General features: G+C 63.8%; 17 protein-coding genes. 5 read left to right on the top strand and 12 right to left on the bottom strand.

Annotated elements, in window-relative coordinates:
• Positions 1–15 precede the first annotated feature (15 nt).
• Positions 16–906: a triacylglycerol lipase gene (locus tag ACF8R4_RS21855; protein WP_060498561.1), complete on the top strand. Its 891-nt coding sequence runs from the start codon at positions 16–18 to the stop codon at positions 904–906.
• On the opposite strand, the gene ACF8R4_RS21850 is transcribed toward ACF8R4_RS21855, so the two are convergent.
• Complete coding sequence (locus ACF8R4_RS21850; protein ID WP_392493440.1) at positions 903–1,694, bottom strand: DMT family transporter; 792 nt, start codon at positions 1,692–1,694, stop codon at positions 903–905. The genes ACF8R4_RS21855 and ACF8R4_RS21850 overlap by 4 nt on opposite strands.
• A gap of 386 nt (positions 1,695–2,080) precedes the next feature.
• On the opposite strand from ACF8R4_RS21850, the gene ACF8R4_RS21845 reads away from it, so the two are divergent.
• Both ACF8R4_RS21845 and ACF8R4_RS21840 read left to right on the top strand, forming a co-directional pair.
• Positions 2,081–2,368 (top strand): PsiF family protein, encoded by a 288-nt coding sequence (locus ACF8R4_RS21845; protein ID WP_060498559.1) that lies wholly within the window; start codon positions 2,081–2,083, stop codon positions 2,366–2,368.
• Positions 2,369–2,438: 70 nt separating this feature from the next.
• Positions 2,439–3,446 (top strand): AI-2E family transporter, encoded by a 1,008-nt coding sequence (locus tag ACF8R4_RS21840; RefSeq protein ID WP_060498558.1) that lies wholly within the window; start codon positions 2,439–2,441, stop codon positions 3,444–3,446.
• A 133-nt stretch (positions 3,447–3,579) separates the two neighbouring features.
• Here ACF8R4_RS21840 and ACF8R4_RS21835 read toward each other — a convergent pair whose 3' ends face one another.
• Positions 3,580–4,851 (bottom strand): Hsp70 family protein, encoded by a 1,272-nt coding sequence (locus ACF8R4_RS21835; protein ID WP_060498557.1) that lies wholly within the window; start codon positions 4,849–4,851, stop codon positions 3,580–3,582.
• Between the two features lie 164 nt (positions 4,852–5,015).
• Here ACF8R4_RS21835 and cbpA point away from each other — a divergent pair, with 164 nt between their 5' ends.
• Both cbpA and ACF8R4_RS21825 read left to right on the top strand, forming a co-directional pair.
• Positions 5,016–5,972: a curved DNA-binding protein gene (gene cbpA, locus ACF8R4_RS21830; protein ID WP_019098567.1), complete on the top strand. Its 957-nt coding sequence runs from the start codon at positions 5,016–5,018 to the stop codon at positions 5,970–5,972.
• Positions 5,973–5,974: 2 nt separating this feature from the next.
• Positions 5,975–6,280 (top strand): chaperone modulator CbpM, encoded by a 306-nt coding sequence (locus tag ACF8R4_RS21825; protein WP_060498555.1) that lies wholly within the window; start codon positions 5,975–5,977, stop codon positions 6,278–6,280.
• A gap of 130 nt (positions 6,281–6,410) precedes the next feature.
• Here ACF8R4_RS21825 and ACF8R4_RS21820 read toward each other — a convergent pair whose 3' ends face one another.
• The 10 genes from ACF8R4_RS21820 to ACF8R4_RS21775 all read right to left on the bottom strand — a co-directional run bounded on the left by ACF8R4_RS21820 (position 6,411) and on the right by ACF8R4_RS21775 (position 18,308).
• Complete coding sequence (locus tag ACF8R4_RS21820; RefSeq protein ID WP_164525127.1) at positions 6,411–6,926, bottom strand: GNAT family N-acetyltransferase; 516 nt, start codon at positions 6,924–6,926, stop codon at positions 6,411–6,413.
• 31 nt (positions 6,927–6,957) lie between these two features.
• Complete coding sequence (urtE, locus tag ACF8R4_RS21815; protein WP_060498553.1) at positions 6,958–7,656, bottom strand: urea ABC transporter ATP-binding subunit UrtE; 699 nt, start codon at positions 7,654–7,656, stop codon at positions 6,958–6,960.
• Between the two features lie 19 nt (positions 7,657–7,675).
• Positions 7,676–8,533, bottom strand: coding sequence for an urea ABC transporter ATP-binding protein UrtD (gene urtD / locus ACF8R4_RS21810; protein WP_082426368.1), 858 nt, complete (start codon positions 8,531–8,533; stop codon positions 7,676–7,678).
• Positions 8,530–9,609 carry an urea ABC transporter permease subunit UrtC gene (urtC, locus tag ACF8R4_RS21805; RefSeq protein WP_060498552.1) on the bottom strand — a complete coding sequence of 360 codons (1,080 nt, stop codon included), beginning with the start codon at positions 9,607–9,609 and terminating at the stop codon, positions 8,530–8,532. Before urtC ends, urtD begins: the two co-directional genes overlap by 4 nt.
• Positions 9,609–11,096, bottom strand: a complete 1,488-nt coding sequence (gene urtB, locus ACF8R4_RS21800; protein WP_060498551.1) for an urea ABC transporter permease subunit UrtB — start codon at positions 11,094–11,096, stop codon at positions 9,609–9,611. The genes urtC and urtB overlap by 1 nt, the downstream gene beginning before the upstream one ends.
• A 138-nt stretch (positions 11,097–11,234) precedes the next feature.
• Positions 11,235–12,500, bottom strand: coding sequence for an urea ABC transporter substrate-binding protein (urtA, locus tag ACF8R4_RS21795; RefSeq protein ID WP_392493437.1), 1,266 nt, complete (start codon positions 12,498–12,500; stop codon positions 11,235–11,237).
• A 185-nt stretch (positions 12,501–12,685) separates the two neighbouring features.
• Positions 12,686–14,092 carry a D-serine/D-alanine/glycine transporter gene (gene cycA / locus ACF8R4_RS21790; RefSeq protein WP_060498549.1) on the bottom strand — a complete coding sequence of 469 codons (1,407 nt, stop codon included), beginning with the start codon at positions 14,090–14,092 and terminating at the stop codon, positions 12,686–12,688.
• 237 nt (positions 14,093–14,329) lie between these two features.
• The gene (locus ACF8R4_RS21785) at positions 14,330–15,697 is read right to left on the bottom strand and encodes a PepSY-associated TM helix domain-containing protein (protein WP_392493436.1); all 1,368 of its coding nucleotides are present in this window, start codon (positions 15,695–15,697) and stop codon (positions 14,330–14,332) included.
• Positions 15,698–15,755: 58 nt separating this feature from the next.
• Positions 15,756–17,822, bottom strand: coding sequence for a TonB-dependent copper receptor (locus ACF8R4_RS21780; RefSeq protein ID WP_392493435.1), 2,067 nt, complete (start codon positions 17,820–17,822; stop codon positions 15,756–15,758).
• 66 nt (positions 17,823–17,888) lie between these two features.
• Positions 17,889–18,308, bottom strand: coding sequence for a DUF2946 domain-containing protein (locus tag ACF8R4_RS21775; protein WP_060498546.1), 420 nt, complete (start codon positions 18,306–18,308; stop codon positions 17,889–17,891).
• Positions 18,309–18,325: the final 17 nt, after the last annotated feature.

Below are 18,325 nucleotides of genomic sequence, written 5' to 3'. Positions count from 1 at the left end.
AAAGGGGCTGGGGCAATGCAGCAGGAATTGGCCACGCGATACCCGTTGGTGCTGGTGCCGGGCATGCTCGGGTTTGTCCGGTTGGTGCTCTACCCGTACTGGTTCGGCATCGTGCCGGCCCTGCGCAAGGGTGGGGCACGGGTGTTTCCGGTGCAGGTTTCGCCGCTGCACTCAAGTGAAGTGCGTGGCGATCAGTTGCTGGCGATCATCGAAGACATTTGCCAGCGCACCGGCGCCGCCAAGGTCAACCTCATCGGCCATAGCCAGGGTGCGCTGAGTGCGCGCTACGCTGCGGCCAAGCGGCCGGATCGGGTGGCTTCGGTCACCTCGGTGGCTGGCCCCAACCATGGTTCCGAGCTGGCTGACCACCTGGAACGCACGGCACCGGGCGATTCCCCTCAGGGTCGTATTCTCAAGGCCGTATTGCATGGTTTTGCCGTGTTGCTGGTGTGGCTGGAAACCGGCTGGCGCCGCGACCCGCTGCCGGTGGATGTGCATGCCTCGCACCAGTCGCTGACCAGCGCCGGGGTGGCGCTGTTCAACCAGGTTTATCCACAGGGCCTGCCGCAGACCTGGGGTGGGGAAGGGGCGTATGAAGTCGATGGTGTGCGCTATTACTCTTGGTCCGGCACCTTGCAGCCCGGCCTGACCGACCAGGGGCGCAACCGCTTAGACGGCAGCAACCGATTCTGCCGCCTGTTCGCGCGCAGTTTCGTCAAGGAAAAGGGCCAATGTGACGGCATGGTCGGGCGTTTCAGTTCGCACCTGGGCCAGGTGATTGGCGACGACTACCCGTTGGACCATCTGGATATCGTCAACCAGTCGCTCGGCGCCGTGGGCAAAGGTGCAGAGCCGGTGCGGCTGTTCACTGAACATGCCGCCCGGCTCAAGGCTGCAGGCCTTTAGCGGCGAATGGGCGTGGTCCATCGCTCGGCCAGCACCACCCCGGCCAAGGTCGGCAAGCCGCCGACCAGGTGATAGCGGGCCAGTTGTTCGTCAAGCACCACGGCGGCGATTACTGCGGTGACAACCGGCAGCAGGTTGAAGAACAGCGTGGTGCGACTTGGCCCCAGACGATGCACCGCTTGCATCCAAACCAGCGGCGCGATCATCGAGGCCAGCACGCAGGCGTACAGCACCAGGCCGATGTTGTGTCTGTTCAGGCCGGTCTTGTCCGACAGCAGGAACAACGGCAGCAGCACGACGATGGCCACCAGCACCTGCAGGTACAGCAACTGCAGGGGCGGCAGGCGTAGCTGCCATTTCTTCAGCAGGAAGCTGTACAGCGCGTAAGCCAGGGTGGCCACCAGCATCAGCAGGTCACCGCTGTTCAGGCCGTGCGCCAGCAGGCTGGCAGGATGGCCGGCGCTGACCACTTCCAGTACGCCAAAGAACGACACCGCTGCGCCCAGCAGGGCACCGTAGCTCAGGCGCTGGCCCAGCCAGGCGATGGAAAGTGCCAGTGACATCAGCGGCATCAGCGAGAGGATGATGCCCATGTTGGTGGCGCTGGTAATGCCGGCGGCGAAATAGGCCAGGCTCTGGTACATCGCCATGCCCAGCACCCCCAGCACGAACACCTTGCCCAGGTGCGGGCGGATCGCCGCGCGGTTGCGCCACACGGCGGACATCTTGGTGACCACGGTGTTGCCGGCCCAGATGAGGATGGCGGTGAGGGGGAACAGGTAGTTCATGGAACAGGTATTCGGAAAAGCAAATTTTGGAGGCGTTCGCCTTCGATAGCGGCGGCGCCTTTGAGATAGAGCGCCGCCCGCGCGGCGCATCGCGAGCTGCGCTCGCTCCTACGTTTGTTTCGGGCCAATTATGCCTGCGGGATTTGCGCGCGTACGCTTTGGCGCATGGCTGAATATCGCGTTGTACGAAGCAGGCGGTCGCGCGCCTGGCACAGGCGTTACTGGCCCGAAACAAACGTAGGAGCGAGCGCAGCTCGCGATGCGCCGTGCGGGCGGCGCTCGATCTTTGCACCACTTTGCACCACCTAAAAACTCAAGTCAGGCATCTCTTGGCTACACTCAGCTCGACCCCCGTGCATCGGGCGCGGAGCGAAGGAGACCACTCCATGAAAGTACTGCACATTCCATTACTGGTGCTGGCCGTGCTGTTCAGCGCCCAAGGCTTCGCGGCCAACACCGCGCAGCAGGAAAAGATGAAAACCTGCAACGCCGACGCCACCGCCAAGGCCCTCAAGGGCGATGATCGCAAAGCTTTCATGAGCACCTGCCTGAAAAAGGACGTGCCGCAAACCCAGCAAGAGAAGATGAAAACCTGCAACGCCGACGCCACCACCAAGGCCCTGAAGGGTGACGAACGCAAAGCCTTCATGAGCGACTGCCTGAAGAAGAAATGACCTGCGCCTATGCCTGCAGGCGCAAGGCTGGCAGACTGCGGGCATTCCCGCTGTCTGCCGTCGAGGCTGTATGACCTTTACCCCCCGTCAGATCACCCTGGCCAGCCTGATCATCGTCATGGCCGGGCTGCTGCTGGCCTTGCCCCTGAAGTTGCTGCCCAGCCTGCTTGCCGGCCTGCTGGTGTTCGAGCTGGTCAACATGCTCACCCCGCGCCTGCAACCGCTGCTGGCCGGCCAACGCGCCCGCTGGCTGGCCGTGGCGCTACTCGGTACGCTGGTGGTCAGTACCCTGACGCTGCTGATTGCCGGTGCCTTCAGCTTCTTGCTGCACGAGGCAGAAAACCCCGGCGCCTCGCTGGACAAGTTCATGGCCCTGGTCGAGCGCGCCCGTGGGCAACTGCCGCCCTTCATCGAGGGCTACCTGCCCGCCAGCGCCGCCGAGTTCAAGGTGGCCATCGGTGACTGGATCAAGAGCCACCTGAGCGATCTGCAACTGGTGGGCAAGGGCATGGCGCACATGTTCGTGACACTGCTGATCGGCATGATCCTCGGTGCCATCATCGCGTTGCAGCGCATCCCTGATGTTTCGCGGCGCAAGCCCCTGGCGGCGGCGCTGTTCGAGCGCCTCAATCTCCTGGTGAAGGCGTTTCGCAACATCGTCTTCGCGCAGATCAAGATCTCGCTGCTCAACACGGTTTTCACCGGCATCTTCCTGGCGGTGGTGATGCCGCTGTTCGGCGTGCACCTGCCGCTGACCAAGACGCTGATCGTGCTGACCTTCCTGCTGGGCTTGCTGCCGGTGATCGGCAACTTGATGTCTAACACCCTGATCACCATTGTGGGCTTGTCGCTGTCGATCTGGGTGGCGGCGGCGGCGCTGGGCTACCTGATTGTCATCCACAAGGTCGAGTACTTCCTCAACGCGCGGATCGTGGGGGGGCAGATCAGTGCCAAGGCGTGGGAGTTGTTGCTGGCGATGCTGGTGTTCGAGGCGGCATTCGGGTTGCCTGGGGTGGTGGCGGGACCGATCTACTACGCCTACCTGAAGAGTGAGCTGAAGCGGGCCGAGCTGGTCTGATTCTTCACTGACCTGTGCCGGCCCTTTCGCGGGCAAGCCCGCTCCACAGGTACAGCACAGGTCTCAGGTACTGTGCGGTCCCTGTGGGAGCGGGCTTGCCCGCGAAGAGGCCGGTACATGCCATAGAGATGTATCAGGCTGCGCCGTACCGCTTGCGCGCCTCGATGGCCAGCCCACTACCAATGCTGCCAAAGATATTGCCTTCCACATGCCGAGCATTCGGCAGCATCGCCGCAACGCTGTTGCGCAGCGCTGGAATACCGCTGGAACCGCCAGTGAAGAACACCGTGTCCACCTGGCCTTCGCTCACGCCAGCCTTGGCCAGCAGCTCGGTCACGCTACCCCGCACTCGCTCCAGCAGCCCTTCGATCGCTTCTTCGAACAGCACACGGGTCAACTCTGCCGTCAGCTCAGGCTCGACACGGCGAAGGTCGATGTGGCGGCTTTCACTGTTGGTCAGCTCGATCTTGCTGGCCTCGACTTCCATCGCCAACCAGTGCCCTGCGCGCTGTTCGATCAGCTTGAACAGGCGGTCGATGCCGAAACTGTCTTCGATGTCATAGCGCATGCTGCCCAGCGCCAGCTGCGACTTCTGCGAGTACAGGGCGTTGATGGTGTGCCAGGTGGCCAGGTTGAGGTGGTAGCTGGTGGGCATCAGCGCGCCGCTCTTCATGCGGCTGCCGTAGCCGAACAGCGGCATCACGCCCTGCAGGCTCAGCTGCTTGTCGAAGTCGGTACCGCCAATGTGCACACCGCCGGTGGCGAGGATGTCGCTCTGGCGCTCGGCGACCAGGTGGCGCTCGGGCGACAGACGGATCAGGGTGAAGTCGGACGTACCACCGCCGATGTCGACGATCAGCACCAGTTCTTCGCGGCTGATGCTCGACTCATAGTCGAAGGCTGCGGCAATCGGCTCGTACTGGAACGACACATCCTTGAAACCGATCTTGCGCGCTACGTCGGCCAGGGTGTCTTCGGCTTCCTGGTCGGCAGCCGGGTCTTCGTCGACGAAGAACACCGGGCGGCCCAGCACCACCTGGTCGAATTCGCGGCCAGCGGCAGCTTCGGCGCGCTTTTTCAGCTCGCCGATGAACATGCCCAGCAGGTCCTTGAACGGCAGGGCGCTGCCCAGCACACTGGTGTCGTGCTTGATCAACTTGGAGCCCAGCAGGCTCTTCAGCGAGCGCATCAGGCGGCCTTCGTAGCCTTCCAGGTACTCGTGCAGTGCCAGGCGGCCATACACCGGGCGACGTTCCTCGATGTTGAAGAACACCACCGAGGGCAAGGTGATCTTGCCGTCTTCCAGGGCGATCAGCGATTCCACGCCAGGGCGATGCCAGCCGACCGTGGAGTTGGAGGTGCCAAAGTCGATGCCCAGGGCGCGGGCCGGGGATACGTCAGACATGGGGAATGAGCTTCCGGAGGCAAAACGGCCGCGCAGTGTATGCCAGTTGGCTACAGAATCAAGACCAGTCGTCTGCCATGGGGCAAACCCAAAGCGGCCTTGAAAGGCTATGCTTGACCCCTATCTTCAGTGGCAACACGCACATTTATATTGGTGATCCATAAATGGACTTCAAAGACTATTACAAGATACTTGGCGTAGAGCCCACGGCGGACGACAAGGCGATCAAGGCCGCGTACCGCAAGCTGGCCCGTAAGTATCACCCCGATGTCAGCAAGGAGCGCGACGCCGAGGACAAATTCAAAGAGGCCAACGAGGCCTACGAAGTGCTGGGCGACGCGCAGAAACGTGCCGAGTTCGACGAAATCCGCAAGTACGGCGGCCAGCATGGCCGGCCGTTCCAGGCACCACCGGGCTGGGAAAGCCGTGGCGGTGGCGGCGGCTTCGAGGGCGGCGACTTCTCCGACTTCTTCAGCTCGATCTTCGGTGGGCGAGGGGGTGGCAACCCTTTCGGCGGCGCCCGTCAGCAACAACGCAGTGCCGGCAGGCGAGGGCAGGACGTGGAGCTTGAACTGGCGGTGTTTCTTGAAGAGACCCTGAGCAAGGAGTCCAAGCAGATCAGCTTCCAGGTGCCGCAAACCAATGCCATGGGCCAGCGCACCGGCTTCACCACCAAGACGCTGAACGTGAAGATCCCGGCCGGGGTGACCGACGGCGAGCGTATCCGCCTTAAAGGCCAGGGCGCACCGGGCAGCGGTGGCGGGGCCAATGGCGACCTGTTCCTGACCATCCGCATGGCACCGCACCCGCTGTTTGATGTCGAAGGCCATGACCTGATCATCACTGTGCCACTGGCACCGTGGGAGGCGGCACTGGGCACCAAGGTGGCGGTGCCGACCCTGGACGGCAAGATCAACCTGACCATCCGCCCCGACAGCCAGAGCGGTCAGCGCCTGCGCGTACCGGGCAAAGGCCTGGCGAACAAGCAGGGCGAGCGCGGCAACCTTTACGCGCAGCTCAAGGTGGTCATGCCGACGACTTCTGACGAATCTACCCGTGAACTGTGGGCCAAGCTTTCCGAAAAGGCCGCGTTCAACCCGAGGGCACAATGGAGTAAGTGATCATGAGCAGCACCCTGATCGTTCAACTGGACATGCGTACCCTGTGTCAGGAAGCCGATGTCACGGCGGACTGCGTGATCGAAATCGTCGAGCACGGCATTGTCGAACCCTCCGGGCGAACGCCTGAGGACTGGTTGTTCGACGATCAGGCGCCGCTGCTGACCCGGCGTGCAGCCAAGCTGCACCAGGAGCTGGAACTGGAGTGGGAAGGGGTGGCGCTGGCGCTGGAGCTGTTGCAGGAGGTGCAGGCGCTGCGCAGCGAGAACAGCATGCTGCGCCAGCGGCTGGGCAGGTTTACCCAGATGTGAGTGTGTTTGCCTGCACCGGCCTCTTCGCGGGCAAGCCCGCTCCCACAGGTACTGCACAGGTCTCGGGGAATGTGCGATCCCTGCGGGAGCGGGCGTGCCCGCGAAGAGGCCAGTTTAGACAACATCAATCTCAGGTTGGCTCTGCACCTGGGTTCAGCACCAGCTGCATGAAGGTCAAATCCAGCCACCGGCCAAACTTCACCCCCACCTGTGGCATCAGCCCGGTCACTACAAACCCCAGCCGCTCATGCAGGCGCACCGAGGCCGCATTGCCACTTTCGATGGCTGCGACCATCACATGCTTGCCGCAACCGCGTGCCCGCTCGACCAACGCCGCCATCAACGCCGGCCCCAACCCCTTGCCACGCTGGTCACCCCGCACATACACCGAGTGCTCCACCGTCAGGCGAAACCCTTCGAACGGCCGCCAGTCGCCAAACGAGGCATACCCCAGTACCCCCGTCTCATCCACCGCCACCAAGATCGGATACCCCTGCTGCGCGCGTGCATCGAACCAGGCCTGGCGGTTGGCCAAGTCTACCGGGGTTTCGTTCCAGATCGCCGTGGTGTTGCGCACGGCGTCGTTGTAGATGCTGAGGATGCCTGGCACGTCGGCAGGCAGGGCATCGCGTAATTCGTAACTCATGACAGCGTCTCGCAGGGTCGTTGCTTGCAGATTAAATGGTTACCAGCCCACGCACACCTTCGGCCTGCATGTTTTCGCCACGGCCGCGCTGGACGATCTCACCGCGGGCCATGACCAGGTACTGGTCGGCCAGTGCTTCGGCAAAGTCGTAGAACTGCTCCACCAGCAGAATCGCCATGTCACCGCGCTCGGCCAGGCGGCGGATGACTGCGCCGATTTCCTTGATGACCGAGGGCTGGATGCCTTCGGTCGGCTCGTCGAGGATCAGCAGGCGCGGGCGGCTGGCCAGGGCGCGGCCGATGGCCAGTTGTTGTTGCTGGCCGCCCGACAGGTCACCGCCACGGCGTTGCTTCATCTGCTCCAGTACCGGGAACAGCTCGTAGATGAACGCGGGGACTTCGCGGGCTTCACGGGCCGGGAAGCGGGACAGGCCCATCAGCAGGTTTTCCTCGACGGTGAGGCGCGGGAAGATCTCGCGGCCCTGGGGTACATAGGCGATACCGGCATGTACTCGTTGCTGGGGCTTGAGGCGGGTGATGGGTTTGCCTTCCCATTCGATGCTGCCATCGCGGGCGGGTACCAGGCCCATCAGGCAGCGCAGCAGGGTAGTCTTACCCACACCATTGCGGCCCAGCAGGCAGGTGACTTCGCCGACCTTGGCTTCGAAGGACAGGCCCCGGAGAATGTGGCTGCCGCCGTAGTACTGGTGCAGCGTATCGATTTTCAGCATGTCATGTCCTTGGAATAGATCATCGGCCGAGGTACACCTCAACCACCCGCTCATCCGCCTGCACCTGCTCCAGCGACCCTTCTGCCAGCACACTGCCCTGGTGCAGCACGGTCACATGGTCGGCAATGCTCCCCACAAACCCCATGTCATGCTCCACCACCATCAGCGAGTGCTTGCCGGCCAGGCTTTTGAACAGCTCGGCGGTGAACTCGGTTTCGGCATCGGTCATGCCGGCCACCGGTTCGTCCAGCAGTAGCAATTGCGGCTCTTGCACCAGCAACATGCCAATCTCCAGGAACTGCTTCTGCCCATGGGACAGCAAGCCGGCCTGGCGCTGAGCCAGGGGCAGCAGACGCAAGGTGGTCAGCACCTCTTCGATACGCTGGCGCTGCTCACCGCCCAGGCGCGCGGCCAGGCTGGCCCACACCGACTTGTCGGTCTTCAGCGCCAGTTCCAGGTTTTCGAATACCGTAAGCGCCTCGAACACCGTGGGCTTCTGGAACTTGCGGCCAATGCCGGCCTGGGCGATCTGGTATTCGCTCATGCGGGTCAGGTCGAGGGTGTCGCCAAAATAGGCGCTGCCGGTGTCGGGGCGGGTCTTGCCGGTGATCACGTCCATCATCGTGGTCTTGCCGGCGCCGTTGGGGCCGATGATGCAACGCAGTTCGCCCACGCCGATGTACAGGTTCAGCGCGTTGAGTGCCTTGAAGCCATCGAAGCTGACGCTGATGTCCTCCAGGCTCAGCACCGTGCCGTGGCGGGTATCCAGGCCGGCCTTGCGGCTCTGGCCCAGGCCGATGGCCTCACGCCCGGCGCCGAGGGTGTCGAACACGGGTTCCAGCATGAATTCCGGGTGGACCGGGGGTACGCCTCTCATGGCTGGCTCCTTTTCTTCAGCAGGCCGACCACGCCCTTGGGCAGGTACAGGGTGACAAGGATGAACAGTGCGCCAAGGAAGAACAGCCAGAACTCCGGGAAGGCCACGGTGAACCAGCTTTTCATGCCATTGACTAGGCCGGCACCGAACAACGGGCCGATCAGCGTGCCGCGCCCGCCCAGGGCCACCCACACGGCGGCTTCGATGGAGTTGGTCGGCGACATCTCGCTGGGGTTGATGATGCCCACCTGTGGCACGTACAGCGCACCCGCCAGGCCGCACAGTACAGCGCTCAGCACCCACACCAGCAGCTTGAAGCCACGCGGGTCGTAGCCGCAGAACATGAGGCGGTTTTCGGCATCGCGCACGGCGGTGAGCAGGCGGCCGAATTTGCTGCGGGTCAGGCGCCAGCACAGGTACAGGCTGGCCAGCAGCAACCCGACGGTGAGCAGGAACAGCACCGCGCGGGTGCCTTGCGCGGTAATGTCGAAACCGAGAATGGTGCGGAAGTTGGTGAAGCCGTTGTTGCCGCCAAAGCCGGTTTCGTTGCGGAAGAACAGCAGCATGCCGGCGAACGTCAGGGCCTGGGTCATGATTGAGAAGTACACGCCCTTGATCCGCGAGCGGAAGGCAAACCAGCCGAACACCAGCGCCAGCAGCCCCGGCGCCAGCACCACCAGGCACAGGGCCCAGGCGAAATGCTGGGTACCGGCCCAGTACCACGGCAGCTCGGTCCACGACAGAAAGGTCATGAACCCCGGCAGGCCGTCACCGGCCGCCTGGCGCATCAGGTACATGCCCATGGCGTAGCCGCCCAGGGCGAAGAACAGGCCGTGGCCCAGCGACAGCAAGCCGGCGTAGCCCCAGACCAGGTCCAGGGCCAGGGCGACGATGGCGTAGCAGAGGATCTTGCCGACCAGGGTCAGGGTGTAGGCCGACACTTGCAGGGCATGGTCTGCCGGCAGCAGTGACAACAGCGGCAGGGCGACCAGCAGTAGGACGACGAGGGCGCCGATGGCCAGCGTCAGGCGCGGGCCGGCCTTTTGCGTAGCGGTGACAAGCAGTGGCTGGTTCATCAGTCGATTACCCGTCCCTTGAGGGCGAACAGGCCTTGCGGGCGCTTCTGGATGAACAGAATGATCAACGCAAGGATGAGGATCTTGCCAAGCACGGCACCGATCTGCGGCTCCAGCAGCTTGTTGGCGATGCCAAGGCCGAAGGCGGCCCAGAGGCTGCCGGCCAGTTGGCCGACGCCGCCCAGCACCACCACCAGGAACGAGTCGATGATGTAGCTCTGGCCCAGGTCCGGGCCCACGTTGCCGACCTGGCTCAAGGCCACGCCGCCGAGCCCGGCAATGCCAGAGCCCAGGCCGAAGGCGAGCATGTCGACGCGCCCGGTGGACACGCCGCAGCAGGCGGCCATGTTGCGGTTCTGGGTGACAGCGCGCACGTTCAGGCCCAACCGTGTGCGGTTGAGCAGCAGCCAGGTGAGCAGCACCACGGCCAGGGCAAAGCCGATGATGACCAGGCGGTTGTACGGCAGCACCAGGTTGGGCAGCAGCTGGATGCCCCCCGACAGCCAGGCCGGGTTGCTCACCTCGACGTTCTGCGCGCCGAACAGCAGGCGGATGGCCTGGATCAGGATCAAGCTGATGCCCCACGTAGCCAGCAGGGTTTCCAGCGGGCGGCCGTAGAGGTGGCGAATGACCGTGCGCTCCAGCGCCATGCCCACCCCGGCACTGATCGCGAAGGCCACCGGCAGGGCAATCAGCGGGTAGAACTCGATGGCGCCCGGGGCGTAGCGTTGCACTAGCACCTGGACCATGTAGGTGCTGTAGGCGCCCAGCATCAGCATTTCGCCGTGTGCCATGTTGATCACCCCGAGCAGGCCGAAGGTGATGGCCAGGCCAAGCGCGGCCAACAGCAGGATCGAGCCCAGCGACAGGCCGCTGAAGGCCTGGCCGAGCAGCTCGCCGACCAGCAGCTTGCGCTTGACCTGGGCCAGGCTGGTTTCGGCAGCGGTGCGCACCCCTGGGTCGCTTTCTGCATCGGGCTGCAGCAGGGCTTCGAGGCGGGTGCGGGCCAGCGGGTCACCGGTTTCGCCCAGCAGGCGCACGGCGGCCAGGCGTACTGCCGGCTCGCTGGCGCCCAGTTGCAGGTTGGCCAGGGCCAGGCCGAGGGCGGCGTGCACCGCGGCGTCGGGTTCGCTGGCGAAGCGCCGGTCGAGGAAGGCCATTTGCGCGGGTTGTGCGCTTTTTTGCAGTTGCTGGGCGGCGGCCAGGCGGGTGTCGCTGTTGTCGCTGAGCAACTGGTGGCTGGCCAGGGCGTTGTCGATCAGGCCGCGCAGGCGGTTGTTCAGGCGTACTTTGCGGGTGTCGTCAGCGGCGATGCGGCCTTGGCGCAGGTTTTCGAGCAGCGGCAGGCGAGTGGCATCGGGTTGCGCCGCCCAGCCTTCGAGCAGGGTGGCCTGCTCGGCGGACTTGGCGGTGAGGAAGAATTCGCCCTCGCTGGCCTGGGTTGCCAGGGGCAATAGCAGGAGCAGGGTGAGCAGGAGTCTGAGCATGCGGGTAATCCTGGTAATCGGCGTTGGATTCTTCGCGGGCAAGCCCGCTCCCACAGGTACGGTGGACGGTTTGAAAACTGCGCGGTCCCTGTGGGAGCGGGCTTGCCCGCGAATGGGCCGCACAGCGGCCCCGTACACTCAGTTACCTTTCACTGCGTAATCGGGGCGCTTGTCATTGCCCGGAATGAACGGGCTCCACGGCTGCGCCCGCAGCGGCTGCTCGGTTTCCCACACCACGCTGAACTGCCCGTCATCCTGAATCTCGCCGATCATCACCGGCTTGTGCAGGTGGTGGTTGGTCTTGTCCATGGTCAGGGTGAAGCCCGATGGCGCCTTGAAGGTTTGCCCGGCCAGCGCTTCACGCACCTTGTCCACATCGGTGGACTTGGCTTTTTCCACGGCTTGCGCCCACATGTGGATACCTACGTAGGTGGCCTCCATCGGGTCGTTGGTCACGGCCTTGTCGGCGCCCGGCAGGCCCTTGGCCTTGGCGTAGGCCTTCCAGTCGGCAACGAACTTCTGGTTGACCGGGTTATCCACAGACTCGAAGTAGTTCCAGGCGGCCAGGTGGCCCACCAGCGGCTTGGTGTCGATGCCGCGCAGCTCTTCTTCGCCTACCGAGAACGCCACCACCGGCACGTCGGTGGCCTTCAGGCCCTGGTTGGCCAGTTCCTTGTAGAACGGCACGTTGGAGTCGCCGTTGACCGTGGAGATGACCGCCGTCTTGCCGCCAGCGGAGAACTTCTTGATGTTGGCGACGATGGTCTGGTAATCGGCGTGACCGAACGGCGTGTACACCTCTTCGATGTCCTTGTCGGCCACACCCTTGCTGTGCAGGAAGGCGCGCAGGATCTTGTTGGTGGTGCGCGGGTAGACGTAGTCGGTGCCCAGCAGGAAGAAGCGCTTGGCGCTGCCGCCGTCTTCGCTCATCAGGTATTCCACAGTCGGGATGGCTTGCTGGTTGGGGGCAGCGCCGGTGTAGAACACGTTCGGCGACATCTCTTCACCCTCGTACTGCACTGGGTAGAACAGCAGGCCGTTCAGCTCTTCGAACACGGGCAGTACCGACTTGCGCGACACCGAGGTCCAGCAGCCGAACACCACGGCGACTTTGTCCTGTGTCAGCAGTTGGCGGCTTTTTTCGGCGAACAGCGGCCAGTTGGAGGCCGGGTCGACCACGACCGGCTCTAGCATCTTGCCGTTCACACCACCCTTGGCGTTGATCTCGTCGATGGTCATCAGCGCCATGTCCTTGAGCGAGGTCTCGGAAATGGCCATGGTCCCGGACAGCGAATGCAGAATGCCGACCTTGATGGTCTCGGCGGCCTGGATACTCCAGCTCAGGCCCATTGCGGCAATCGATGCGCTAAGGGTAAAGGCCTTGATCAGACTGCGACGCTTCATGTGCTCTCTCCGCTGAGTTTTTATGTGTTGGGCAAGCGGGGAGGGGTGTTGCAAGGGGTGTGCCTAGTGGCAAAAGGTGCGTAATAGAGGGGGTGTGCGAGGTGTTGGGGCGTTGGTTGGATCCAGATTGGTGCCTGGGATATTTATGTGCACAGGATTGGGGCTGCAAAGCAGCCCCGGCGAAATCAGCCGTTGCGCACAGCCGAGCGTGGGTGGCGCCTGCTGCGCACACCCTGATAGGTCACCGCCAGCAGTACGAACCAGATCGGCGTCACCACCAACGCTGAACGCGTATCTGCCTCCAGGCTCAGCAACACCAGGATGAAAGCAAAGAACACCAGGCACACGTAGCACATGAAGCGCCCGCCCGGCATCTTGTACTTCGACGCCTGGTGCAGTGCCGCACGGTTTTTGCGGTACTTCAGGTACGACAGCAGGATCAGTGTCCACACGAACATGAACAGCACCGCCGAAACGGTGGTCACGAGGGTGAACGCCTCGACCACGTTCGGTACCAGGTAGATCAGCACCGCACCCAGCAACAGGCAGGTGCAGGAGAAGTACAGGCCGTTGGCCGGCACCGAGCGGCTCGACAGTTTTTCGAACGCCTTGGGGGCGTCACCTTCCTGGCTCAGGCCATAGAGCATGCGGCTGGTGGAGAAAACGCCACTGTTGGCCGAAGAGGCCGCCGAGGTCAGTACCACGAAGTTGATGATGCTGGCTGCCGCCGGCAGGCCGGCCAGTACGAACAGTTCCACGAACGGGCTCTTGCCCGGCACCACGTCGCGCCACGGCGTCACGGCCATGATCGCAATCAGCGCCAACACATAGAAAACGATGATCCGAACCGGGATCGAATTGATAGCCCGTGGCAGGGTGCGCTCCGGGTTCTTCGCTTCGGCTGCGGTGGTGCCCACCAGTTCGATACCGACGAACGCGAACACGGCAATCTGAAAACCGGCGAAGAAGCCCATCAGGCCATTAGGGAACATGCCGCCGTCATTCCACAGGTTGGCCAGTTGCGCCGTGCGCCCGCTGGGTGAAGTGAAGCCGGTGATGACCATGTACAACCCGGTGGCGACCAGGCCGAGGATGGCAACGATCTTGATCAGGGCGAACCAGAATTCCATCTCGCCGAACATCTTCACGGTGACCAGGTTCAGTGACAGCAGCAGCCCTACGCAGGTCAGCGCGGGTATCCACTGTGGAAGGTCCGGGAACCAGAACTGTGTGTACGCCGCGATGGCCACCACGTCGGCAATACCGGTGACCACCCAGCAGAACCAGTAGGTCCAGCCGGTGAAGTAGCCGGCCCAGGGGCCGAGCAGGTCGGCCGAGAAGTCGATGAACGACTTGTAGTTGAGGTTCGACAGCAGCAGTTCGCCCATGGCGCGCATGACGAAGAACAGCATGAAGCCGATGATCATGTAGACGAAGATGATCGATGGCCCGGCCAGGCTGATGGTTTTGCCCGAGCCCATGAACAGACCGGTACCGATGGCGCCACCGATGGCGATCAGCTGGATGTGGCGGTTGGTCAGGTTGCGTTGCAGGTGTTGCTCTTCGGGCGGTGTGGATGAGGTTTGCGTCATAGGCTGCATTCCCTTGTAAGGTCGGTCTTCTTGTCTGAGGTAGCCGGCTAGGCTAACACGCGCGTTCCAGTTCAGGGCGCGACAGATCGACTCGACTTTTGGGTAGCAGTCTTCTGCCTGTGCCGGCCTCTTCGCGGGCAAGCTCGCTCCCACAGGTGCCGCGCTGCCCTCAGGCTTGGCGCAGAACCTGTGGGAGCGGGCTTGCCCGCGAAGAGGCCAACACAGGCAATGCAGGGCTCAGGCGTTGGCCAGCACCCGACGGCGCCTCACAACCAGGCTATCGACAACCCACATCACCACCATCGACACCCCCACCAGCGGGAACATCACCCCCAGCACCAGCATCACCCCCACCGCCGCCTTCCAGCGCGGCAGGTCATGGCGCAGCGGCGGTACGCCCAGCCCACCCGTTGGCCGGCGCTTCCACCACATCACCAGGCCGCTCACCGAGCCCAGCAGGATTATCAGGCACACCAGCAGGATGATGATCTGGTTGAGGGCGCCGAACATCTTGCCTTCGTGCAGCATGACCCCCAACTCGGTGGCGCGGGCGACCGGGCTGTAGTCCTGCCAGCGCACATCGGCCAGGACCTTGCCGGTGTACTGGTCGACATGCAGGGTGGCGTCGTTGCGCGGGTCGTCGGCGAACACGGCAATGGTGAACACGCCCTCTGCCGTGGTCGGCAGGGTGATGCTGTAGCCCGGCTCGACCTGGCGGACAGTGGCGATGTCCTCGACCTGCTGCAAGCTCACCTGGGGTGCTGCGGGCATGTCCGACATCATGTGGTGCCCGGCGTGTTCGGCGTGCGCGCCGGACTGCGGCATCGGCGTGTTCTCCATCGCCCAGGGTACGGTCTGGCGGTGCGCACTGTTCAATTCACCCGCCTGCTGGTCCGACTTGGGCACGTCGTTCCACATGGCCGCCGGGAAGCGGTTCCACACATCGGCGTACTGCTTGCCCCACAAGCCGGTCCAGGTCATGCCGCTGACCAGCATCAGCAACAGCAAGGCCGAGCCCCAGAAGCCGGTTACCGCATGCAGGTCGCGCCACAACAGCCTGCCGCGTGACGACAGCCGTGGCCATAGCACGCCGGCACCGTTGCGCCCGCGCGGCCACCACAAATACAGGCCCGACACCACCAGCACGATGCCCCAGCCGGCCGCCAGCTCCACCAGGCGGTCACCGACCGTGCCGACCATCAGTTCGCCATGCAGGGCGCGGGCGATGGCCTGCAGGTTTTGCTTGCCGTCCTGCTCGCCGAGGACCTTGCCGCTGTACGGGTCGACAAATACATTCAGTTCACGCCCGCCGTCATGCACCACGAACTGCGCACTGCGCTCGGCGTTCAGCGGCGGCAGGTACTGGCCGACGTGGGCCTTAGGGTAGGCCTGGCGCACTTCGGCCAGCATCAGGTCGGCGCTCTGTCGATGGTGGCCGGCTTCGACCACCATCAGGTCGCGGTACAGCAGCGGGTCGAGCTGCGGCTTGAACAGGTAGATGATCCCGGTGATTGCCAGCATGATCATGAACGGGGCCACGAACAGCCCCGCATAGAAGTGCCAACGCCAGGCCAAGTTATAGAAATTGATGCGTGTTCCTCTCATGGGAACCTCCTGTGTGACCAGCTGATGGGCGCAACCAAAGTTGCGCCCGTTGTTGTTATCAGAAGCTGAAATCGACCTTGGTCCAGAAGGTCCTGCCTGGCTCATTGACCGGCTGTGGATCTGTAGCCGGGTAGCCGAACCCGGCGTTCCCGGCCAGGTTCAAGTGCTCGGCGTAGGTTTTGTCGAACAGGTTGTCGACCCCCGCGCTGAGCTTGAGGTTGTTGTTCACCTTGTAGGCGCCGTTGAGCGAGAACACGCCGAAGCCGGCGCTCTTGTCGTAGTCCTTGCCGACCACGTTGCCCTGGTTCTCGGCGATGCGGTTTTGCGCCGCCACCAACCGCCACAGTGCGCCGACGCTCCACACGTCACGGCTGTAGGTCAGGCCCAGGCGGCTCTCCAGGGGCGGCATTTGAGGTAGCGCTTTGCCATCACTGCTGTTCTTGCCCCAAGCGTAGGCCAGCGTGCCGTCAGCCTTCCAGTTTTCGGTCAGCTGGTAGGCCGCGCCCAGTTCGCCGCCCATGATGCGGGCGTCGATATTCTGTGCCTGAGAGGTGCTCATGCCCATCATGCCGGTGCGGTAGTCGAACAGGATGTAGTCGCGAATCTGCCCGACATAGCCCGAAGCCCAGGCATCCAGGCGCTCGGTGCGGTACTGGATGCCGAAGTCGAGCTGGGTGGTTTTCTCCGGCTTGATACCGTCAAAGGCGTTGGCCGCCCCGGGTGGTGCCAGCTTGGGCGAGAACAGCTCCCAGTAGTCGGGGAAGCGCTGGGCGTGGCCGAGGCCGATGTAGGTGGTGGCCGGAATGGCTGCCAGGTCGTGCTCGTAGCGGACGAAGCCGCTGGGCAGCGTGTCGGCGCGGGTGTCGCCTTCGGTGGCACTGCCTTTACGGAAGTCACGGGCCGAGGCGCGGTCCAGGCGGGCACCGGTAATCAGCCGGTCTTCACCGCTGACGTACCAGGTCAGTTCGCTGAAAGCACCGTAGTTATGGAAGTCGGCGTCCTTGGTCCAGGCCTGGCCCTTGTGCGCATCCACGCCCATGCCGCCGCGCTGGCGGTGTTCGTTGGTCTGCGCGTCGATGCCGCTGATCAGTTGCACGTCGGCCCAGCGCCAGGTGGCCTTGATACGTGCACCCATGGTGCGACGGTCGACATTGCTGACCATCGGCATGCCCATCATGCCGCTGCCCGAAGGGGTGCGCAGGCTGTAGTTGTCCATCACATGGTCGGCGTAGTTGTAGTAGACCTGCGCCTCGACCTTGTCGAGCACTTCGCCGAGGTTGGACTTTTCAAAGCGCAGGCCCAGGCTTTCGCGCTTGAACTGCGAGCCGTCCATGCCACGCCCGGCATAGCGGGCCTCGCCATCGCCCTTGCCGGCAGTCAGCTCCAGCAGGGTGTCCTGATCGGGCGTCCAGCCGAGGGCGACATCGCCGTTCCATTTTTCCCAGCGCGACGGAACGGTGTCGTTGTTGCCGTCGTGGTAGTCGTCCGAGCGAGACTGGTTACCGACGAAGCGGGCATAGGCCTGGCTGTTGCCGGCGGCGGCATCCAGCACCTTGTCGAAGCGGCCGTTGGAGCCGGCCAGCAGGCTGGCATTTACCCGGCTGCCGAGGGTGCCGAATTTCTCTGGTTCGCGTTCGAAAAGGATGGTGCCTGCCGAACCGCCCGGGCCCCAGATCACGCTTTGCGGGCCTTTGATCACGGTGAGGCGGTCGTAGGTTTCCGGCGAGATGTAGGACGTGGGTGCGTCCATGCGGTTGGGGCAGGCGCCCAGCATCAAGCCACCGTTGGTGAGGATGTTCAGGCGCGAGCCGAACATGCCGCGCAGTACCGGGTCGCCGTTGGTGCCACCGGCGCGGATTGCCGAGAAGCCGGGGATGGTCTTCAGGTAGTCGGCGCCGTCGCTGGCCGGTACGGGCTGGCGCGGGTCTTTCGGGTTGGTGACCACGGTCAGCGGCGAACGCGGGGCCACGGCGGTGATTACCGTCGGGCTCAGCTCGGGCGCTTCGTGCACATGGCCTTCATGGCCAGGGTCGGCGGCCAGGGCCACGGGCGCAAGCAGCGAGCCGCAGAGGGCGGCGATGGTCCCACGCAGGGACAAGGCAAAAACAGGGGTGCAGCCGGACATAATGATTCCAGTCGATCAGTCATGAGTTAGCGCGAAGCCTCCTGGCTCCGTGCGCAAAATATGGGTTCAGACGCTGATCGAGGAAGGTGGGGCGCGGCTGCGCGCACCGGGGAATACAGCCTGCCGGGCATGGCCCTGGTGCGTTGGCGCAAGCAGGTGGGTGGTGGGGACGACACTGCCGGCACTGAGCGGGCTGAGGGCCTGGGGCAGGGCCGGGCAGTTGAACAACAGGCTGCAGTAACCACACTTTTCCCACATCACATGGAGCTGGCCATCGTTGCCATGGCCGTGATGGGTGTCGCCGCCATGCTGATGGGCAGCCGTCATCGGCATGCTCATGCCGGCATGGTGGTCCATCGGCATCGACTGGGAAATCAGCGGGCCGATGAAGATCATCCACATGGCGAACAGGCTCAGCCATCCGCCACCGGCGCGCCTACGGTCAGGGCGGGTGGTACGGCTGATGCTGTTGCGCGGCAGGCTCATGGCGAGTGCCTGTCAGC

Source organism: Pseudomonas sp. FYR_2, from assembly GCF_043106425.1.
GTDB lineage: Bacteria > Pseudomonadota > Gammaproteobacteria > Pseudomonadales > Pseudomonadaceae > Aquipseudomonas > Aquipseudomonas monteilii.
The sequence above is the reverse complement of the archived record's forward strand: the minus strand, read 5'-3'. Positions and strand labels throughout refer to the sequence as shown.